The following is an 18,747-nucleotide window of genomic DNA, read 5'->3' as shown; positions in this document are numbered from 1 at the left end:
TCGACTTGACTTATGCGGCCGCTGTCTCGTCAGGAACGCCAAAACCCCCACCCCCCGGCGTGTGGATTTCAAACACATCGCCCGGCAGCATCTCGGCCTGGCCGATGTGCGCCAGCGTTTCCACAGAACCATCGGCTCGCACCACCCGGTTGATGCCTGGCGCACCGGGCTGCCCCCCGGCCATGCCGAACGCCGGGTGCACCCGACCGTTGGATAGGATGCTGGCGGTCATCGGCTCCAGGAAGCGCACGCGCCTCACACCACCGTCGCCGCCTCTCCAGCGACCGGCACCACCCGATCCCTTGCGGATCTCGTAGCTCTCCAGCCGCACCGGGAAGCGGAATTCCAGCACCTCGGGGTCGGTCAGGCGCGAGTTGGTCATGTGGGTCTGCACGACGCTGGTGCCGTCGAAGCCGCCCACGAGCCGGCCTTGATCGTCGAACTCGCCACCGGCGCCGCTACCGCCCGAAATGGTTTCGTAGTACTGGTGTTGCGCGTTGCCGAAGGTGAAATTGTTCATGGTCGGCTGGGCGCCGGCCATGACGCCCAGCGCGCCGAACAGCGCGTTGGTGATGCAGCTCGACGTTTCGACATTCCCCGCCACCACCGAAGCAGGGGGGTTCGGGTTGAGCATGCAGCCTTCAGGAATGACGACCCGCAACGGCTTGAGGCAACCCGCATTGAGCGGGATGTCATCGTCCACCAAGGTGCGGAACACATACAGCACCGCTGCCATGCACACGGCCTTGGGCGCGTTGAAGTTGTTGCTCTGCTGGGGACTGGTGCCGGTGAAGTCGATCACGGCACTGCGGCTGGCCGCATCGATGCGCACCGCCACGCGGATTTGTGCGCCGTTGTCCAGCGGCAGGGTGAAATGGCCGTCCTTCAGTCGTCTGGACAGGCGGTCGATGGCGCGGCGCACGGCCTCCTCGGCATTGTCCTGCACGTGGTGCATGTAGGCCTGCACCACGTCCAGCCCGAACTGTTCCACCATTTTGCGCAATTCCTGCACGCCTTTTTCGTTGGCGGCAATCTGCGCCTTCAGGTCGGCCAGGTTTTGCTGCGGATTGCGACTCGGATAGGGGCCGCTGCCCAGCAGCGCCAGCAATTCGGCCTCGCGCAGCGTGCCGCCGCCCTGCCCGTCCCCTTGCACGAGCAGGAAGTTGTCGATCTGCACGCCCTCTTCCTCGATGCGGGTGGAAAACGGCGGCATGGAGCCCGGGGTGGTGCCGCCGATGTCGGCGTGGTGGCCGCGCGAGCCCACGTAGAAGGTGGGCTCTGCCGCATCACCCACGTACACGGGGGTGATCACGGTCACGTCCGGCAGGTGGGTACCGCCGTGGTAGGGGTCGTTGAGCACGTACACGTCGCCAGGCTTCATGCGGCCACGGTTCTCGCGGATCACGGTCTGGATGCTTTCGCCCATGCTGCCCAGGTGTACCGGCATGTGGGGGGCATTGGCGATCAGGTGGCCTTCGGCGTCGAACAGGGCGCAGGAAAAGTCCAGCCGTTCCTTGATGTTGACCGAGTAGGCCGTGTTTTGCAGCTGCAGGCCCATCTGCTCGGCGATGTTCATGAACAGGTTGTTGAACACCTCCAGCAGCACCGGGTCCACCTGGGTGCCGGCGGCAAAGCGCTGCGCGCGCGGCATGGTGCGCACCAGTTCGAGGTGGTCGAGCGCGGTGAGCGTGGCCTGCCAGCCGGGCTCCACGACGGTGGTGGCGTTTTTCTCGGCGATGATGGCCGGACCGGGAATCACGTCGCCGGGGCGCAGGTCTTCACGCACCACCAGGGCGGCGTCGTGCCAGGCGTCGGCACCGTCCACCCCTTCGGTATAGACGCGCACGGTGGCCCGGCGTGGCGCCTCTCGCGCCGGGGCGAGTGGCTGCGCCTGCTCGGTCGGCGCCTCACCACCGATCACCGCCTCGACCGATACCGCTTCCACCACCAAGGGCTTGCCCTTCATGACGAAGGCAAAGCGCTGGCGATAGGCCTGCTCGAAACCCGACACAATGGTGGCCAGGTCGCCAAAGGGCACCACCAGCGCCGAGTCGCTGCCGGCGTAGCGCACATGCACCCGGCGGTGCACCACCACCTGCCCTCGCCCCACTTGCTGGCGCTGCAATTCATCGGTGGCGGCTGCCGCCAGCGCATCGAGTTGGGCGGCGATGCCGGCGAGCGCCCCCGCCTCCAGCGGGACTTCCACCGCCTGCTCGCGCATCACGCTCTGGTCGGCCAGGCCCATGCCGTAGGCGCTGAGCACGCCTGCCAGCGGATGCACGAACACCTTCGTCATGCCCAGCGCGTCGGCCACCAGGCAGGCGTGCTGACCACCGGCACCGCCAAAGCATTGCAGGGTGTAGCGCGTCACGTCATAACCGCGCGCCACCGAGATTTTCTTGATGGCGTTGGCCATTTGCTGCACAGCGATGCGGATGAAACCCTGGGCGCAGGCTTCGGGGCTCAGTCCGGTCTGCGCCCCCAGTTCGGCAAAGCGCCGGCGCACCACGTCGGCATCCAAAGGCTGGTCGGCCTGGGGGCCGAAGGTGCGCGGGAAGTGATCGGGCTGCAGCTTGCCCACCATCACATTGGCATCGGTCACGGCCAGCGGACCGCCACGGCGGTAGCAGGCCGGGCCGGGGTTGGCGCCTGCGCTCTCGGGTCCCACACGGAAACGGGCGCCATCGAACTGCAGCAGCGAGCCCCCGCCGGCCGCCACGGTGTGGATGCTCATCATGGGCGCACGCATGCGCACACCGGCCACCTGGGTTTCGAACTCGCGTTCGAAAGCACCCGCGTAGTGGCTCACGTCGGTGGAGGTGCCCCCCATGTCGAAGCCGATGACCTTGCCATGCCCGGCCAGGCTGGCGGTACGCGCCATGCCCACGATGCCCCCTGCCGGGCCGGAGAGGATGGCGTCCTTGCCCTGGAAGGCGTGGGCATCGGTCAACCCACCGGAGGACTGCATGAAAAACAGACGCACACCCGGCATCTCGGCCGCCACCTGGTCCACATAACGGCGCAGGATGGGCGAGAGGTAGGCGTCCACCACCGTCGTGTCCCCCCGGCTGACGAATTTCATCATCGGGCTGGTGCCGTGGCTGGTGCTGATCTGCGTGAAGCCCACTTCGCGCGCCAGTTCGGCGGCACGGGCCTCGTGCGCGGTGTAGCGGTAGCCGTGCATGAACACGATGGCCACGCTGCGCAGGCCGGCGTCGTAGGCGGCCCACAGGCGTTCGCGCAGGTGGAGCTCGTCCAGCGGCTCGATGACCTCGCCTTGGGCGCTCATGCGCTCCTGCGCCTCGATCACGCGCTCGTACAACAGCTCGGGCAGCACGATGTGGCGGTCGAACAGGCGCGGCCGGTTCTGATACGCGATGCGCAGCGCATCGCGAAAGCCCCGGGTGGTCACCAGCAGCGTGGGTTCGCCCTTGCGCTCCAGCAGCGCGTTGGTGGCCACGGTGGTGCCCATTTTGACGCACTCCACCTGCTCGGGCGTGATGGGTTCGCCAGGTCGAAGGCCCAGCAGGTGGCGAATGCCGGCCACCGCCGCATCGCGGTACTGCTCGGGGTTCTCGCTCAGCAGCTTGTGCGTGATCAGGCTGCCGTCGGGCCGGCGTGCCACGATGTCGGTGAAGGTGCCGCCGCGGTCGATCCAGAACTGCCAGCGAGCGTGAGGGGTCTGCGTGGATGTGGTTGGCATGATGGACTTGAAAAGAGTTACATGGAGGCCGCCGCCCGGGCCGCCTGGTCATACACGCCGGAGAGCACGCGCAGCAGCCGTGCCAGTTCACCGATGTCACGGTTGAGCGCATCATCCGCCTTGAGCGCGTTGATGAGGCAGGCCTCGCGGATCGCCCGGTAACGTTCCACATAGGCCTTGCCGGTGTCGGTGGCGGCATAGGTGACTTCCTTGCCGTTCTTGCTCGACGCCACCACCCCCAACCCTTGCAGCTTCTTGAGCGAGTAGTTGATGAGGTGGGTGTCCTCCACGTTCATGATGAAGCAAATATCGGCCAGCCGCTTGTCGCGGGCCCGATGCGTCACATGGTGCAACACCAGCACGTCCAGCGGCGTGAGGTCTTTCAAGCCAGCCGCACTCATGCAATGGACGATCCAGCGGTGGAACGCATTGCCAGCGACGATCAGGCCGAACTCGAACTCGCTCATCTCGGCGCTCTGCGGCGAGACCAGGTGGGCCGAAGAGACGATGCGCGGCTGCTCGGAGCCGGAGGCGTTCCCCTGGCGGGGACCGGTACGCGTACGGGGCATGGGCAATTCTCCTGTGCAGGATCACGACCCGGTAGTCTAAGAATTTTTCCAACAAAATGCCAACAATTTATCGACATTTAGGGAAAACACGTATGACACCTGAAACATCTCCCGCCACAATGGTGACGCCTCGCGCTGCGCTCTGACCCCTGGGCGCCCGCGGCCAGACGGCGGGCCTGGCCCGCCCTTTGCTACGTGTTCCCGATCTCAACCCACATGCACCGATTGGAGTCGTCATGAAGCGTCGCCTGTTCACCCTCACCCTGGCCGCCAGTGCACTGGCCTTTGGCAGCCATGCCCAGGCCCAGACCCGCTGGGACCTGCCCTCCGCCTACCCGGCCTCCAACTTCCACACCGCCAACCTGAACCAGTTTGCGGCCGACATCGACCAGGCCACCGGCGGCAAGCTCAAGATCACGGTGCACGCCAACGCCTCGCTGTTCCGAGCCCCCGAAATCAAGCGCGCCGTGCAAGGCGGCCAGGCCCAGATCGGTGAAATCCTGCTGGCGGCCTACCAGAACGAATGGGAAATCTTCGGCGCCGATGGCATCCCGTTCCTGGCCACCAGCTACGACGAATCGTTCAAGCTCTACCAGGCCCAGAAACCCTTTCTGGAGAAGAAGCTCGACGAGCAAGGCATGATGCTGCTGTATGCCGTGGCCTGGCCGCCCCAGGGCATCTACAGCAAAAAGCCGCTGAACAGCGCCGCCGACCTGCGCGGCAGCAAGTGGCGCGCCTACAGCCCGTCCACCACCCGCATCGCCCAACTGGTGGGCGCACAGCCGGTCACTGTCCAGGCCGCCGAACTGTCGCAGGCCCTGGCCACCGGCGTGGTCGAGGCCAACATGACCTCCGGCGCCACCGGCGTGGACAGCAAGCTCTACGAACACCTCAAGTACTACTACGACGTGCAGGCCTGGTTGCCCAAGAACGCGGTGATCGCGAACAAGCGCGCCTTCAATGCCCTCGACAAGGCGACCCAGGACGCCGTGCTCAAGGCCGCTACCGATGCCGAAAAGCGCGGCTGGGAAGCCTCGCGCAAGGTCAACGCCGACACCCTGGCCACGCTCAAGGCCAACGGCATGGAGGTGCTGCCCCCATCGGCCCAGCTCAAGGCCGACATGGAAAAAGTCGGTGAAACCATGCTGAAGGAATGGCTGGAGAAAGCCGGCCCCGAAGGTCAAGCCCTGCTCGCCGCCTTCCGCAAGTAAGCCACCATGCGCCGCCTGCTCGACGCCCTCTACATGAGCGCCGCCTGGCTGGCGGCGCTTTTCATGATCGGCGTGCTGCTGATGGTTCTGCTGTCCATCGTCAGCCGCCTGTTTCACTTCTACGTGCCCGGCACCGACGCCTACGCGGGCTACGCCACGGCCGGGGCGGGTTTCCTGGCGCTGGCGCATACCCTCAAGCGGGGGGAGCACATCCGCGTCACGCTCATCATCGGCCGGCTGCAGGGCTCCGCGCGGCGGGCCCTGGAATTGTGGTCGCTCTCCATTGCCGTGCTGCTGGCCGGCCTGTTTGCCTTCTACGCCGCCCGGCTGGCCTGGCAGTCGCATCTGTTCAACGACATCTCCACCTCCAGCGACGCCACGCCCCTGTGGATTCCCCAGATCAGCATGGTGATCGGCACATTGGTGCTGCTCATCGCCCTCATCGACGAATGGGTGCTCGAATGGCGCGGCCTGCGCCGCCCCGCCGCTGCCCAAGCCGGAGACGCTCCCCATGAATGAGGCCGTCCTCACTTTGGCCCTGATCGTCGCGCTGTTTGCCCTGCTGGGCAGCGGCGTGTGGATCGGCCTCACGCTGGCGGGCGTGGCCTGGATCGGCATGGAGCTGTTTTCCTCCCGGCCGGCGGGCGACGCCATGGCCATCACCATCTGGGGGGCCTCCAGCAGCTGGACGCTCACGGCCTTGCCGCTGTTCATCTGGATGGGGGAAATCCTGTTTCGCACCAAACTCTCGGAAAGCATGTTCAAGGGGCTGGCCCCGTGGGTGAACCCGCTGCCCGGGCGCCTGCTGCACACCAATGTGGTGGGCTGCACCATCTTTGCCGCCGTCTCGGGCTCTTCGGCCGCCACCTGCGCCACCGTCGGCAAGATGAGCATCCCCGAGCTCACCCAGCGCAACTACCCGCCCGACAAGATCATCGGCTCCCTGGGCGGCGCCAGCACGCTGGGCCTGTTGATCCCGCCGTCCATCATCATGATCGTCTATGGCGTGGCGGCCGAGGTGTCGATTGCCAAGCTGTTCATGGCCGGGGTGCTGCCGGGCTTGCTGTTGGGCGCGCTGTTCAGTGGCTATCTCATGGTCTGGGCCTTGCTCAACCCCGACCAGGTGCCCCGCGCCGAGGCCGCCACCAGCCTGGGCCGCAAGTTGTGGGAGTCGCGCCACCTGCTGCCGGTGATCCTGCTCATCGGCGGTGTCATCGGCTCCATCTACAGCGGGGTGGCCACGGCCACCGAAGCCGCAGCCGTCGGCGTGGTGGGGGCTCTCATCCTGTCGGCCAGCCAGGGGTCGCTGAACTGGCGCACCTTTCGCGATTCGCTGCTGGGCGCCACCCGCCTGTACTGCATGATCGCGCTCATCCTGGCCGGGGCCGCCTTCCTCACCCTCTCGATGGGCTTCATCGGCCTGCCGCGCCAGCTGGCCGAGTTCGTGACCGGGCTGGGCCTGTCCACCGGCGTGCTCATTCTGGCCATTGCGCTGTTCTACATCCTGCTGGGCTGCTTTCTCGACGGTATTTCCATGATCGTGCTGACCATGGGCGTCATCCTGCCCACCATCGGCGGTGCCGGCATCGACCTCATCTGGTTCGGCATCTTCGTGGTGATCGTGGTGGAGATGGCGCAGATCACGCCTCCCGTGGGCTTCAACCTGTTCGTGCTGCAGGGCATGACGGGGCGCGAGATCACCTACATCGCCAAGGTCACCGCGCCCTACTTCGCGCTCATGGCGCTGGCCCTGCTGCTGCTGTGGTGGTTCCCCGGCATCGCCACCTGGCTGCCCTCGCGCATGTGAGGCATGTGAGGGCTCCCCAGGTGCGCCCCCACCTGAAGCTGCCCGGCATCCACTAAGATGCCGGACTCACAACGACCACAAGGGAACCCGTGTTCAAGCATGTGATGATCTACCGCATCGGTGCCGGCTGGTCGGCTCCGGTGGAAACCATGGAAGCAGCGCTGGCGGCCATGCCGTTTGCTCCGTGCAGCGCCACACAGGAGAAATCGGTGGGCTGGGTGCCACCGCGAGGCCAGGCCCACGGCGCCTTGGTGGAACTGGTCGGCGGCCACCGCATCATGCGCTTCCAGATCGAGACCAAGGCCGTGCCGGGTGCGGTCGTCAAGCGCCACTTCGACGAGCGCGTGGCGCAGATCGAGGCCAAGGAGGGCCGCAAACCCGGCCGCAAGGAAAGCCGCGACCTGCGCGACGACATCGTGCAGGACCTGCTGCCCATGGCCTTTGCCAAGACGGCCAGCGTCATGGTGTGGATGGACCTGCAGGCCGGCCGCCTGGTTCTGGACACCAGCAGCCAGGCCCGTGCCGATGAAGTCATCACCGCGCTGGTCAAAGGGCTGGATGGCCTGCAACTGAGCCCCTTCAACACCCAGATGTCACCCCAGGCCGCCATGACCGCCTGGCTGACCGGCAGCGCCGATGACTGGCCCGCCCACTTCGCGCCCGGCCGGGAAGTCGAACTGAAGTCGGCCGACGAGCTGAAGTCCGTGGTCAAGTTCACCCGCCACCACCTCGACGACGAGCAGATGCGCTTGCACATCGGCCAGGGCAAGCTGCCCACCAAGCTGGCGCTGGACTGGGACGGCCGGGTCAGTTTCGTGCTCACCGAAAGCACCGTGCTCAGCAAGATCGCTTTCCTGGACGGGGTGTTCGAAGACAGCGCCACCACCGAAGATGAAGGCGGCTTCGACGCCGACGTGGCCATCGCGACGGGCGAGCTGGGCGCCCTCATCGACGACCTCACCGAAGCCCTGGGCGGCGAACTGCTCTGAGCCTCGCCCCCGCCGCGTTAAACTGCCGCCATGCTCACCATTGCCGCGATCTGCGCAGGCGCCTGCATCGGCGCCTTGAGCCGGTGGCAGCTCAGCGTCTGGCTCAACCCGGGACAACTGCTGCCCTGGGGTACGCTCGCCGCCAACTGGATCGGTGCCTATGCCGTGGGGGTGGCGGTGGTGTTCTTCCAGCATCACAGCGGGTTGGACCCGGCGTGGCGGCTGGCCATCGTGACCGGCCTGCTGGGCGCACTGACCACCTTCTCCACCTTTTCGGTCGAAACGGTGACCATGCTGCAGAGTGGCCGCGTTGGGCTGGCGGTGCTCAATGCCGGCCTGCACCTGATCGGTTCGCTGTTGCTCACCTGGGGTGGACTGCTCAGCGCCCAGACCTGGTGGCACGTTCGGCCATAAACGGTTAAAATCTAGGGGTTGCGGCTTGCTCGTCGTCGCAACCTCTGTCGTATGACACGCCTGGCCCTCCGCGGGCCTGTAGCCACCTTGAAGCGCCTTGCGGTCCTTCCGAGGCGTCAACTTCAATGTTCGTGGCGGGCGCACCCTTGCGTAGGACTCCGCCTCCGGGTCGACTCCGGATGGACCATGCTCCAGACATGCGGAGGCCTTGAATCAACCCATCACGTTGCCCAGGCACCGGCTTGGCAACGACAACCGTTCCAAGGAAAAACCATTGGCTAAAGAAGACCTTATTGAAATGCAGGGCAAGGTGGACGAAGTCCTGCCCGATTCGCGCTACCGCGTCACGCTCGACAACGGCCACACCCTGGTCGCCTACTCCGCGGGCAAGATGAAAAAGCACCACATCCGCATTCTGGCGGGTGACAAGGTGTCGCTCGAACTCTCGCCCTACGACCTCACCAAAGGCCGGATCACTTTCCGCCACATCGAGCAGCGTTCCGGCAGCCCGGCCCCGGCCCGGCGCAGCTACCGCTGATCCACCCTTTGGGTGAGCGCAACCTTCGCTTGCCCTTCGAGGCTCTTTGACAAAAATCAAACTCGGGCAGTCGGGCACCTCGTACCATAAACTCCCTAGAGTATAAATGTCAGGAGACCTCACATGAGCCTCACCAATCTCCAGCGCCGCCGGCTTCTCGGCGGCTTGGTGGCTGCGCCGCTGGCCACCTCCCTGGCAACGGCCAGTCCGCCCGCCCAAGCCCGCGTCAAGACGAATGCACACATCGTCATTGCGGGCAGCGGCCTCGCCGGTATCGCGGTGGCCAATCGTTTGAGCAAAGGGCTCGACGGGGCCCGCATCACCATCGTGGATGGGCGCGAACCCCACTACTACCAACCCGGATGGACGCTGGTGGCCAGCGGCGTTTGGCCGGTCAGCAAAGTGATCGACCACAACGCCCGCTATCACCCGCCGGGAGTGGATTGGGTCAAAGACTTCGTCGCTGAATTCGATCCGACTGCCAACGTCATCGTGACGCGCGGCGGCCAGCGCCTGTCATACGACTACTTGGTGGTGGCCACGGGCGTACAACTCAACTACAGCGCCATCGAAGGCATGGACGTGGCGGCCATCGGTCAGAATGGCCTCGCTTCGGTCTATGCCAGCCCGGATGCGGCTGTCGCCACCTGGTCGGCGATGGATGCCTTCCGTGGAACAGGAGGGCGGGCAGTGATGACCCTGCCTGCCACGCCACTGAAATGCGCCGGCGCCCCGATCAAGATGACGTTCATGCTGGCCGACCGGCTGCGCCAGACCGGCCGGCTGACGGACTCCGAAATCACGTTCTATTCCGGCATTGGCAGCGTGTTTGGGGTCAAGGCCGTCAACGACAGCATTCTCGAGCGGTGGGCCGGCTTGGGCATCGACGTGGAGTACAACCAGCGCCTCAGCGCCATCGACATCGGCAGCCGGCGTGCCACCTTCCACTCGCCGGAAGGGGAAGCCACCACCGTGGACTACGACTTCATCCACGTGGTGCCCCCTATGAGCGCACCCGACGTGGTACGCCAGAGCGATCTCGCTTGGAAAGAGGGCCCATTCGCGGCCGGAGGCTGGCTGGAGGTGGACGAGCAAACCCTGCGCCACCGCCGCTACCCCAACGTGTTCGGTCTGGGCGATGTCAATGGCACCCGACGCGGCAAAACCGCTGCCACGGTGAAAAAGAGCGCTCCCATGGTCGCCACCAACCTGATCGACGTGATCAGCGGACGCGAACCGAGCCAGCGCTTCGATGGCTACACCTCCTGTCCGCTGATTCTGCGCGAAGGCTCGGCCATGCTGATCGAATTCGATTACGAAGGCCGCCTCACCCCCACCCTGCCATTCATCGACCCGATGCAGGAAAGCTACTTCGCGTGGGTGATGAAGCACCGCATGCTCAAGCCCGCCTACATCGCCGTGCTCAAGGGCCACGCCTGAGGAAGGAGGCACATCATGTACGAAATCTGGCTCGGACTCAACATCATCTACGAAACCGTGCGCCCTGCGCTCGGTTGGCTACTGGTTGTGGCACTGCTCTGGCTCGCGCTGCTGTTTGCGGTGGTGCGGTCATCCCGGGCAGACTGGCGCAAGGCTCTGCCCGCCACCCTCATTCTCGGGGCGTTCGCTGCAGTCGCCACCTTCGTACTGGGCCCGGTGTTCACCGCCTCCAGCCTGAGCGAGCTCAGGTACTGGGTGGACTGGGCTTTCCTGGGCGGCAGCGCACTCGCCGCGGGGACGGGTGCCGCCCTCGCCGCCTGGCCGCTGCTGGCCTGGCTGGCCCGTCGCAGCTGAATCGGTCTGGACTGGTGGCGGGGGAGTGCCCTCACCCCCCGCCGCGTTGCAACACGAGATCGAAATGCCTCATGAAGTGCAGCCGCTCCTCGGCCGGCACCCCGACGAAGCGAAACCGCACCGCCAGACGGGGCATGCGCATCAGGGCAATGACTCGGTCCGGCAGCGGCGACCAGCTCAGCTCCAGCCACCCACCCGGTAGCCGGACCTGAACCGCTGCTGCCGCCACACGTTCCCACGGCACCTTCCCGATGGCCGATGGCAAGCGAGACTCCCATTCCGCCAACGAGCAGGCCATGTCGCGCTCGAAGGCCTCGGGGTAATGGGACTGCACGGCTCAACCGCCAGCAATAGGTGGCCAGATGGCCAGAACGTCCCCCTCGTTCAGCGCACGGGTGGCGCGTTCCTCGGGCGGCACGAAATGACCATTGACCAGCACCAAATGCACCAGCTTGGGTGGCAGGCTGTAACGGTCGATCAGCGCCTGCACGGTGGTACCGTGGTCCAGATCGAGCTCGATCTGGTTGAAGCGGGCGCCCGGAGGCAGGTAGTCGCCCAAGGTGGCGAACAGTTTCAGCGTCACTCGCATCGGCATCAACGGCGGCGGGTGTCGTTGGCGCCGCTCCACTGTCCCTGCCCTTGCGCCGTGGCGAGGTAGGCTTTCATGAGCTGCGTCGGGTCCTGCAACAGGTGGTCTTTCCACTCACCCAGCCGCACCCGCCCTTCCACCAGGCCGCGCATGACCCCAATATGATCGGTCCAGCCCACGCTGTTGCATCCCACCATCACGTCACCATCGAACTGGAGGCTGAGGACCCGGTGGCGCTCGGGGTCGTGCCGTTCGACCGATTCGCCACCCGGCACCCCCTCCCAATTCCCGAAGCTCGCCGAAATCAGCCCCAGGGTATCGAGCACGTTGATCTGCGTCACGCCCTTGAGCTCGACCGGTTTGCCTGCCATGTTCATGGCCGCCACATAAGCCTGGTCGGCTGCATTGGGCTGAATGGCGCTGACGATGGCCTTGCCGCTGACCTTGTCGAAGGCTTCGGCACAATCACCGGCAGCGTAGATACCGGGCACGTTGGTCTGCATGTGCTCGTCGGTGAGCACGCCCAGCAGACAGGTGACGCCCGACCCCTCCAGAAAACCGATGGCCGGACGCACGCCCGTGGCACTGATCACCAAATCGACCTCCAACGCCTCGCCGTTGGACAGGCGCACCCGCAAAGCCTGGCCATCGGCCTGCTCGATCGCCTCCACCTTGGTACTGGTGAACACGCGAACGCCTTTCGACTCGCACCAAGCGCGTATCATGCCGCCGGCCGCCGGCCCCATCATCCGAGGCACCATGCGGTCACCCATCTCGACCACGGTCAGGGCCACCCCACGCTGCTTCAGCGCCTCCATGATGATGCAGCCGATGAAGCCCGCCCCCATTTGCAGCACCCGGGCTCCGGGACGGGCCAACCGCATGATGGCGCGCGCATCCTCCAACGTCCAGCAAGGGTGTACCCCCGGCAGGTCCATGCCAGGAATGGGCGGACGCACCGGGTGCGAGCCGGTGGCGATGAGCAGGCGGTCAAACCCGAGCGTCTGGCCGTGGTCCAGCGTCACGGTGCGGGCCGCGGTGTCGAGCCGGGTGACCCGCCCACGGACCACGTCGATGCGCTGTCGCGCGAAGTGGTCGGGCGATTTGCGCAGATAAGTGCCCCGTTCGTCGATATCGCCGATGAGCAAATAGGGAATGGCCATGCGGGAGTATGGCGGCTCCGGCTCATCACCAACCAGAGTGATGCGATCGGCCGGGGCGTGCTTGCGCAGGGTTTCCGCCGCGATCACGCCAGCCGGCCCCGCGCCTAGGATCAGGTGGTGTGCCATGCGCTCACAGACCCAGGCGTTCCTTGGTGGCCGCGGTGGGGCGTCCCTCGGCGTCCCAACCCCGGACTTCGTAGTACTTGGGCAGCATTTCCGGCAGCTTGCTGACCGAGCCCTTGCCCGGACCGGTCTTGGCCGGTTCCGTGAGCAGGCGCTTGGGCAGACTGTCGTCCTTGGACGTGAAGCCGGCGGCGTTGTTGAATTCGCGCTCCATGTTCCAGATGCGCTCCCCGATCAGGTTCAGGTGCTCCATGGTGAATTCCTCACCACAGGCGGCCTGGATCTGCGGGGCCACGTCGGCCAGCGTCCAGGCAAAGCTGGTGAAAATACAGATACCGGCCGAATCGAAGGCAGCGGTCGCATCCTGGAAGGCCTTGACCAGTTCAGGCTTGCCCTCGGAGGCCGTGGGTTCCGTCTTGACCGGAATGCCCAACACCTCGGAAGCGATGGTGTACCCACGCAGGTGGCAGGCCCCACGGTTGCTGGTGGCATAGGCCAAGCCGATGCCCTGGGCCACGCGCCCGTCGTAAGCGGGGAACTCCTGCCCCTTCACGCTCATGGACAGGTCGGGGTGCCCGTACTTGGCCGTCAGCCGCTTGGAGCCCAGACCGATCTCTTTGCCAAAACCGACCCCATTGGCGGTCATGTCGGCCAGTTCGCACAGAGCCTTGGCGGATCCGAAAGGCGCCTCGATGCCAATCTGCTCCTTCGTGAGCACACCCATCTCGTACAACTCCATCACGGCACCCACGGTGGCACCGAAGCTGATCGGGTCCATCCCCTGCTCGTTGCAGATCAGGTTGGCGTATTGCAGCGCTTCCAGATCGTTGACGCCGTTGGCGGCCCCCAGTGCCCAGGCCGCTTCGTACTCCAACCCCCCGCTGGCCCCCCAATATTGGGGCTTGTTCTGCACGCTGAAGTGAGTTTCGTCGATCTTGCTGATGCGCCCGCAGGCGATGGTGCATCCAAAGCAGGCCTGGTTGGTCACCAGATGCTTCTTGCCATCGGTGGCACGCGGCGTGACCATGGCCTCGGCAGAGATGTCCTTGGCACCTTCGAACTGCACATCACGGTGGTTGCGGGTGGGCAGCAGGCCGACTTCATTGATCACGTTCATGAGCACCTGGGTACCGTAGGTCGGCAGGCCCTGGCCGGTCACGGCGTTGTCGGCCAGCACTTTCTTGGCCGCCTTGGTGGCGGCCATGAAGGCCTTGGGATCGCGGACATTGCCCACGCCCTTGGTGCCACGCACCGCAATCGCCTTGAGGTTTTTGCTGCCCATGACGGTACCCACGCCCGAGCGGCCAGCCGCACGGTGCAGATCGTTCACCACTGCAGCGTACAGCACACCGTTCTCACCCGCCTTGCCGATGCTGGAAATGCGCAGCAGCGGATCCTGCAGACTGGTTTTGAGCATCTCCTCGGTTTTCCAGACGCTCTGCCCCCACAGATGGGAGGCGTCACGCAGCTCGGCCACGTCGTCGTTGACGTACAGGTACACCGGCTTGGGAGACTTGCCCTCGAAAATGATCATGTCCCAGCCGGCCATCTTCAGTTCGGCGCCCCAGTAGCCGCCGGAGTTGGAACAGGCGATGGCGCCGGTCAGCGGGCCCTTGGTGACCACGGTGTAGCGGCCGCCGGTGGAGGCCATGGTGCCCGTCAGCGGGCCGGTGGCCCAGATGATCTTGTTGTCGGGCGACAGCGGATCGACCTTGGGGTCGATCTCGCTGATGAGGTATTTGGACGCCAGACCCCGAGAGCCCAGATAGGCCTTGGCCCATTCCATGTTCAGGGGTTCGGGGGTGACGGTACCAGCCGTCAGGTTGACGCGGAGGATTTTTCCAGCCCAAGACATGTCAGTGCTCCTTGCGTGATCAGGCGGCAGCCGCCTGGTTACCGAGTTTGTCGGCCCATTGCTTCATCTTGTCGAGGCCGGTCCAGTTGGCATCGATGAACGTGATGGCCCCGGTCGGGCAGGCGTCAGCGCAAGCAGGCTCGCCGCCACAGAGGTCGCACTTCTGGACCTTGCCGGTTTCCTGCACGTAATTGATGGTGCCAAAGGGACAGGCGATGGTGCACACCTTGCAGCCTACACAGGTGGTTTCGCTCACCACCTTGGCGCCGGTCAGCTTGTCCACGGTGATGGCCTCCACCGGGCAGGCATGCAGACACCAAGCCTCGTCGCACTGCGTGCAGGTGTAAGGCACCTTTTTGCCGGTGTGATGGAAGTCGAACACCTTGATGCGCGACTTGGAAGTGGCATAGGTGCCATAGTTCTCGAACGAGCAGGCCATTTCGCACTGCAAGCAGCCGGTGCATTTGTCCGGGTTGATGTGCAGGACTTTCTGCATGTGGTTCTCCTGTGGGTATTGACGCGAACGCGCCTTGCCTATGAATGCCGTTGCCTATGCATTGTTGAATCCGCCCCTTGCCTTTGAACCTAGGGAAAACCCCAATCAACCATTGAAGCCCATACTTATTCTCAAAATGAAACACTGGTGTAATGGCGTCATGTCGCAGAAACCGATGCACACCGCAGAGCGCCGAATCTGGCAGATCGAACGGGCACGCCAGACCCTGCTGATGGATCAGGCCCCACTCGAGCCCGGCTGCATTGCGGCCTGGGTAGAGCGTTCATGGCGCCGCTGTCTGGCCCGCGGCCAGAACCCGCGCCAGCGCGTGGTGTTCGAGACCGTCTCGGCTGCCGCCATGCGGCGGGCAATCGAAACCAGCCAGCCGCTGCTGCAGGCCGCCGGCCCGGTGATCCGCTCCCTGGCGCGGGCCATGGCACACACCCGCTACTTCGCCATCCTCACGAACGCCGATGGCATCGTCATCGACGTCAACGGCCCCATAGACCGGCACGATCCCCGCGCCACCTCCATCGCCCGGGTTGGCGTGGACCTCTCGGAAGCCGCCGTCGGTACCACGGCCATCGGCGCCAGCCTGACCGACATCCAGCCAGTGTGGTTGCACCGTGGCGAGCATTTCTTCGACGACACCGCCATTTACAGCTGCGCCGGGGCGCCGGTCATCGGCCCCGATGGCCGCTGCATCGGCATGCTGGACCTCACCGGCATCGACGTGCCCGAGCGCCCCGCCCTCAAGCACCTGGTCACCCAGTCGGTGCGCAGCATCGAAAACGCCCTCACCCTCGCCCAGCCGCATCACCTGCTGCTGCGGCTGCAATGGCCGGGCCACCTGATCGGTGAGGATGGCGACGGTCTGCTCGCCGTCGATGCCGATGGCCTGATCACCGGGGCCAACCGCAACGCGGTGGACATGCTGACCCTGCCTACCGGCGCTGGGTGGCCCCATTGCAGCGACGTGTTTGCCGTGCCCACGAACAGCCTGTTCGATGCCGCCCGGCAACGACGGGGCGTGCTGGAACTGCCGCTGTGGTCCGGTTTGCGGATACTGGTGATGCCGCTGCTCCACGCCGACCACCCGATCTCGGCCGGCCATGGCGTGCCGCACGGCCATGCCGTGCCCCTGCGGGACGTGGAAACCGCCATGATCCGCAAGGCGGTGGAAGACGCCGGTGGCAACGTGGCAGAGGCCGCGCGTGCCTTGGGCATCAGCCGCGCCACGGTTTACCGCAAACTGGAACGGCGTTAAGGCTGAGGCTCGGGCTCAGTCCCACTCGCTGACCGTCCAGGGGCTGAATCGGCGCAGGAAAGCCCCCATGTCGTCCGCCGGCAGGGGCCGGCTGACGAGATACCCCTGGATCGCATCGCACTGCAAGCGCCGCAACTCGCGCGCCTGCTCGTCGGTTTCGACCCCTTCGGCCACGATGCCCAGCCCCAGGCTGTGCCCCATGGCGATCACGGCGCGCACGATGGAGGCTTTGCCGGGGTTATCGGTCATGTCCTGCACGAACGACATGTCCACCTTGAGCTTGTCCACCTCCAGTTGTTGCAGATAGGCCAGCGAGGAATAGCCGGTGCCGAAGTCGTCGATCGTCAACCGCACGCCCAGCGCCTTGAGCTCGGCCAGCGAGCGCAGCGAACGCTCCCGGTCGCGCATGATGAAGCTTTCCGTGATCTCCAGCTCCAGCTGGTCGGGGCGGAGCCGGTTGGCGCACAGTGCCTGCTCCGCATACCCGGCCATCGTCCCCCGGCTGAGTTGGACCGCCGACACATTGACCGACACCGGAGGTGGATCGATGCCCTCGTCGAGCCAGATGCGCATTTGGCGGGTGGCCTCCTCCAGCACCCATTTGCCGAGCCGCACCACCAGGCTGCTTTCCTCGGCAAATGCGATGAATTCGCCAGGGGGCACCATGCCGCGCGCCGGATGCTGCCAGCGCACCAAGGCCTCCATGCCGATGATGCGCCCACTGTGCAGGTCGATCTGCGGCTGGTAGTGCAGGCGCAGTTCGTCCCCACTGATCGCGCGACGCAATTCGGAGTCCAGGGTGAGCCGCGAACGGGCCTGGTTCGAGAGTTCAGGCGCGAAGAATTGCAGCATGCCCCGGCCCTGGGCCTTGGCCCTGTGCAACGCGGCATCGGCGTGGCGCTGCAGGGTATCGGCATCGGCCGCATCGTTCGGGTAGAGCGCAATGCCAATGCACGCTCCCACATACACCGGCTCACCGTCGAAGACGAAAGGCGTGGCGAGGGCCTCGATCATGCGCTGCGCCAGCAGATCGACCCAAGGCATGTCCTCCTGGCGCTCGACGATCACCGCGAACTCGTCACCCCCCAGCCGCGCCATGGCATCGCTTTCGGGCAACAACTTCTGCAACCGGCGCGCCACCTCCGCCAGCAGTTGGTCGCCCCGGCGGTGACCCAGGCTCTCATTGATGGTCTTGAAGTTGTCCAGGTCCAGCGACAGCAGAGCGAAAGGCGTGCCGGTGCGCTGCGCCTGCTGGACCGCATGGGTGAGCAATTCGGCGAACAGGGCCCGGTTGGGCAGTCCCGTGACCGGATCGCGCTGGGCGAGGATGCGGTACCTCTCCTCACTGACTTGCAGCATGGCGGTGCGCTGGGCGACCATGTCCTCCAGCAAGCGCCGCAGTCGGGCCAGCTCCAGGTGGGTGCGCACCCGGGCATGGACCTCATCGACATCGAAGGGCTTGGTGATGTAATCCGACGCCCCCAGCTCGAAACCCTTGACGATCTGCCGGACCGCATCCAGCACGGTCACGAAAATCACCGGAATCCGATGGCCGGCCGGCATGGCCTTGATCCGGCGGCAGACCTCGAAGCCGTCGATACCGGGCATCTTCACGTCGAGCAGCACCAGATCCGGCGGGTTCGGACCGGCCACGATCTCCAGCGCCCGCTCCCCCGTGTTGGCCACCTGGATGCGGTAACGTTCCTTGAGCGCTTCGAGCAGCTCGTGGATGTTGTCGGGTATGTCGTCCACCACGAGCAGGGTCTGGTCCCGCTCTGGCTGGGCGTGCGCCAGCACATCGAAGGTCACGCAGTGGCGCCGATGACGGCGCAGCTCCAGCTGGGTACGAACGCGGGCCCGCAGAAGGTCGGGATTGAAGGGTTTGGTGATGTAATCCGCCACGCCCATGTTCAACCCCTGCGCCTCGTCGGCAGCGTCGGCCAATGCCGTGACAAAGATGACCGGGATGTCGGCGGTCTGCGGGTCGATCTTGAGCTGTGACAAGACCGCATAGCCGTCCATGCCCGGCATTTTGATGTCGAGCAAAATCAGGTCAGGCGGGGGCTGGCGCCGCGCGAGCTCCAGCGCCTTCTCGCCACTCGTCGCCGCGACGATGGCATACTCGTCGCGCAGGATCTGCATGAGCCCGTGCAGGTTCTCGTGCACGTCATCCACGATGAGTATGCGGTCGCGTTGCACCATGGAAACGTGGTCTTGGGTGTTCACGCA

At 65.4% G+C, this 18,747-nt stretch carries 17 protein-coding genes; 9 read left to right on the top strand and 8 right to left on the bottom strand.

Features of this window, described 5'->3' with window-relative positions; genetic code table 11:
- Window positions 1–10 precede the first annotated feature (10 nt).
- Window positions 11–3,703 carry a hydantoinase B/oxoprolinase family protein gene (locus HZS63_RS09050; protein WP_180683712.1) on the bottom strand — a complete coding sequence of 1,231 codons (3,693 nt, stop codon included), beginning with the start codon at window positions 3,701–3,703 and terminating at the stop codon, window positions 11–13.
- 17 nt (window positions 3,704–3,720) lie between these two features.
- On the bottom strand, window positions 3,721–4,272 hold the full coding sequence (locus tag HZS63_RS09045; RefSeq protein WP_180683711.1) for a winged helix DNA-binding protein: 552 nt from the start codon (window positions 4,270–4,272) through the stop codon (window positions 3,721–3,723).
- Window positions 4,273–4,508: 236 nt separating this feature from the next.
- On the opposite strand from HZS63_RS09045, the gene HZS63_RS09040 reads away from it, so the two are divergent.
- The 8 genes from HZS63_RS09040 (at window position 4,509) to HZS63_RS09005 (ending at window position 11,025) form a co-directional block, all read left to right on the top strand.
- Window positions 4,509–5,483 (top strand): TRAP transporter substrate-binding protein, encoded by a 975-nt coding sequence (locus tag HZS63_RS09040; protein ID WP_180683710.1) that lies wholly within the window; start codon window positions 4,509–4,511, stop codon window positions 5,481–5,483.
- Window positions 5,484–5,489: 6 nt separating this feature from the next.
- Complete coding sequence (locus HZS63_RS09035; RefSeq protein WP_180683709.1) at window positions 5,490–6,002, top strand: TRAP transporter small permease; 513 nt, start codon at window positions 5,490–5,492, stop codon at window positions 6,000–6,002.
- Window positions 5,995–7,290, top strand: a complete 1,296-nt coding sequence (locus HZS63_RS09030; protein WP_180683708.1) for a TRAP transporter large permease — start codon at window positions 5,995–5,997, stop codon at window positions 7,288–7,290. Before HZS63_RS09035 ends, HZS63_RS09030 begins: the two co-directional genes overlap by 8 nt.
- An 89-nt stretch (window positions 7,291–7,379) precedes the next feature.
- Window positions 7,380–8,279 (top strand): recombination-associated protein RdgC, encoded by a 900-nt coding sequence (locus HZS63_RS09025; protein ID WP_180683707.1) that lies wholly within the window; start codon window positions 7,380–7,382, stop codon window positions 8,277–8,279.
- Between the two features lie 30 nt (window positions 8,280–8,309).
- Window positions 8,310–8,693 carry a fluoride efflux transporter CrcB gene (crcB, locus tag HZS63_RS09020; RefSeq protein ID WP_180683706.1) on the top strand — a complete coding sequence of 128 codons (384 nt, stop codon included), beginning with the start codon at window positions 8,310–8,312 and terminating at the stop codon, window positions 8,691–8,693.
- A 274-nt stretch (window positions 8,694–8,967) separates the two neighbouring features.
- Window positions 8,968–9,231 carry a translation initiation factor IF-1 gene (infA, locus tag HZS63_RS09015; protein WP_180683759.1) on the top strand — a complete coding sequence of 88 codons (264 nt, stop codon included), beginning with the start codon at window positions 8,968–8,970 and terminating at the stop codon, window positions 9,229–9,231.
- A gap of 123 nt (window positions 9,232–9,354) precedes the next feature.
- Window positions 9,355–10,671, top strand: a complete 1,317-nt coding sequence (locus HZS63_RS09010; RefSeq protein WP_180683705.1) for an NAD(P)/FAD-dependent oxidoreductase — start codon at window positions 9,355–9,357, stop codon at window positions 10,669–10,671.
- Window positions 10,672–10,686: 15 nt separating this feature from the next.
- Window positions 10,687–11,025, top strand: coding sequence for a hypothetical protein (locus tag HZS63_RS09005; RefSeq protein ID WP_180683704.1), 339 nt, complete (start codon window positions 10,687–10,689; stop codon window positions 11,023–11,025).
- 31 nt (window positions 11,026–11,056) lie between these two features.
- Here HZS63_RS09005 and HZS63_RS09000 read toward each other — a convergent pair whose 3' ends face one another.
- Genes HZS63_RS09000 through HZS63_RS08980 form a run of 5 tightly spaced genes read right to left on the bottom strand, consistent with a single transcriptional unit; the run spans window position 11,057 to window position 15,251 of the window.
- Window positions 11,057–11,359, bottom strand: coding sequence for a hypothetical protein (locus tag HZS63_RS09000; protein WP_180683703.1), 303 nt, complete (start codon window positions 11,357–11,359; stop codon window positions 11,057–11,059).
- Window positions 11,360–11,362: 3 nt separating this feature from the next.
- Window positions 11,363–11,614, bottom strand: coding sequence for a sulfur carrier protein ThiS (gene thiS / locus HZS63_RS08995; RefSeq protein ID WP_219339148.1), 252 nt, complete (start codon window positions 11,612–11,614; stop codon window positions 11,363–11,365).
- Between the two features lie 5 nt (window positions 11,615–11,619).
- A complete protein-coding gene (locus tag HZS63_RS08990; protein ID WP_180683701.1) occupies window positions 11,620–12,903 on the bottom strand; it encodes an NAD(P)/FAD-dependent oxidoreductase in 1,284 nt (427 codons plus the stop codon).
- Between the two features lie 4 nt (window positions 12,904–12,907).
- The gene (locus tag HZS63_RS08985) at window positions 12,908–14,755 is read right to left on the bottom strand and encodes an aldehyde ferredoxin oxidoreductase family protein (RefSeq protein ID WP_180683700.1); all 1,848 of its coding nucleotides are present in this window, start codon (window positions 14,753–14,755) and stop codon (window positions 12,908–12,910) included.
- 19 nt (window positions 14,756–14,774) lie between these two features.
- Window positions 14,775–15,251 carry a 4Fe-4S dicluster domain-containing protein gene (locus tag HZS63_RS08980; protein WP_180683699.1) on the bottom strand — a complete coding sequence of 159 codons (477 nt, stop codon included), beginning with the start codon at window positions 15,249–15,251 and terminating at the stop codon, window positions 14,775–14,777.
- Window positions 15,252–15,411: 160 nt separating this feature from the next.
- Between HZS63_RS08980 and HZS63_RS08975 the strand changes: the two genes are divergently transcribed.
- The gene (locus HZS63_RS08975) at window positions 15,412–16,518 is read left to right on the top strand and encodes a helix-turn-helix domain-containing protein (protein WP_180683698.1); all 1,107 of its coding nucleotides are present in this window, start codon (window positions 15,412–15,414) and stop codon (window positions 16,516–16,518) included.
- Window positions 16,519–16,533: 15 nt separating this feature from the next.
- On the opposite strand, the gene HZS63_RS08970 is transcribed toward HZS63_RS08975, so the two are convergent.
- Window positions 16,534–18,744: a two-component system response regulator gene (locus HZS63_RS08970; RefSeq protein WP_343039973.1), complete on the bottom strand. Its 2,211-nt coding sequence runs from the start codon at window positions 18,742–18,744 to the stop codon at window positions 16,534–16,536.
- Window positions 18,745–18,747 lie beyond the last annotated feature (3 nt).

This window comes from Tepidicella baoligensis (assembly GCF_013432195.1).
Taxonomy (GTDB): domain Bacteria; phylum Pseudomonadota; class Gammaproteobacteria; order Burkholderiales; family Burkholderiaceae_C; genus Tepidicella; species Tepidicella baoligensis.
This window is presented reverse-complemented; position numbering and strand designations above follow the sequence as displayed.

What these genes read in the sequence shown, in the direction of transcription:
- HZS63_RS08990 (WP_180683701.1), bottom strand. Translation starts at nt 12,903, where the DNA reads ATGGCACACCACCTGATCCTAGGCGCGGGGCCGGCTGGCGTGATCGCG.
- HZS63_RS08980 (WP_180683699.1), bottom strand. Translation starts at nt 15,251, where the DNA reads ATGCAGAAAGTCCTGCACATCAACCCGGACAAATGCACCGGCTGCTTG.
- HZS63_RS09030 (WP_180683708.1), top strand. Translation starts at nt 5,995, where the DNA reads ATGAATGAGGCCGTCCTCACTTTGGCCCTGATCGTCGCGCTGTTTGCC.
- HZS63_RS09010 (WP_180683705.1), top strand. Translation starts at nt 9,355, where the DNA reads ATGAGCCTCACCAATCTCCAGCGCCGCCGGCTTCTCGGCGGCTTGGTG.
- HZS63_RS09035 (WP_180683709.1), top strand. Translation starts at nt 5,490, where the DNA reads ATGCGCCGCCTGCTCGACGCCCTCTACATGAGCGCCGCCTGGCTGGCG.
- HZS63_RS09005 (WP_180683704.1), top strand. Translation starts at nt 10,687, where the DNA reads ATGTACGAAATCTGGCTCGGACTCAACATCATCTACGAAACCGTGCGC.
- HZS63_RS08975 (WP_180683698.1), top strand. Translation starts at nt 15,412, where the DNA reads ATGTCGCAGAAACCGATGCACACCGCAGAGCGCCGAATCTGGCAGATC.
- HZS63_RS09040 (WP_180683710.1), top strand. Translation starts at nt 4,509, where the DNA reads ATGAAGCGTCGCCTGTTCACCCTCACCCTGGCCGCCAGTGCACTGGCC.
- HZS63_RS08985 (WP_180683700.1), bottom strand. Translation starts at nt 14,755, where the DNA reads ATGTCTTGGGCTGGAAAAATCCTCCGCGTCAACCTGACGGCTGGTACC.
- crcB (WP_180683706.1), top strand. Translation starts at nt 8,310, where the DNA reads ATGCTCACCATTGCCGCGATCTGCGCAGGCGCCTGCATCGGCGCCTTG.
- HZS63_RS09050 (WP_180683712.1), bottom strand. Translation starts at nt 3,703, where the DNA reads ATGCCAACCACATCCACGCAGACCCCTCACGCTCGCTGGCAGTTCTGG.
- thiS (WP_219339148.1), bottom strand. Translation starts at nt 11,614, where the DNA reads ATGCGAGTGACGCTGAAACTGTTCGCCACCTTGGGCGACTACCTGCCT.
- HZS63_RS09045 (WP_180683711.1), bottom strand. Translation starts at nt 4,272, where the DNA reads ATGCCCCGTACGCGTACCGGTCCCCGCCAGGGGAACGCCTCCGGCTCC.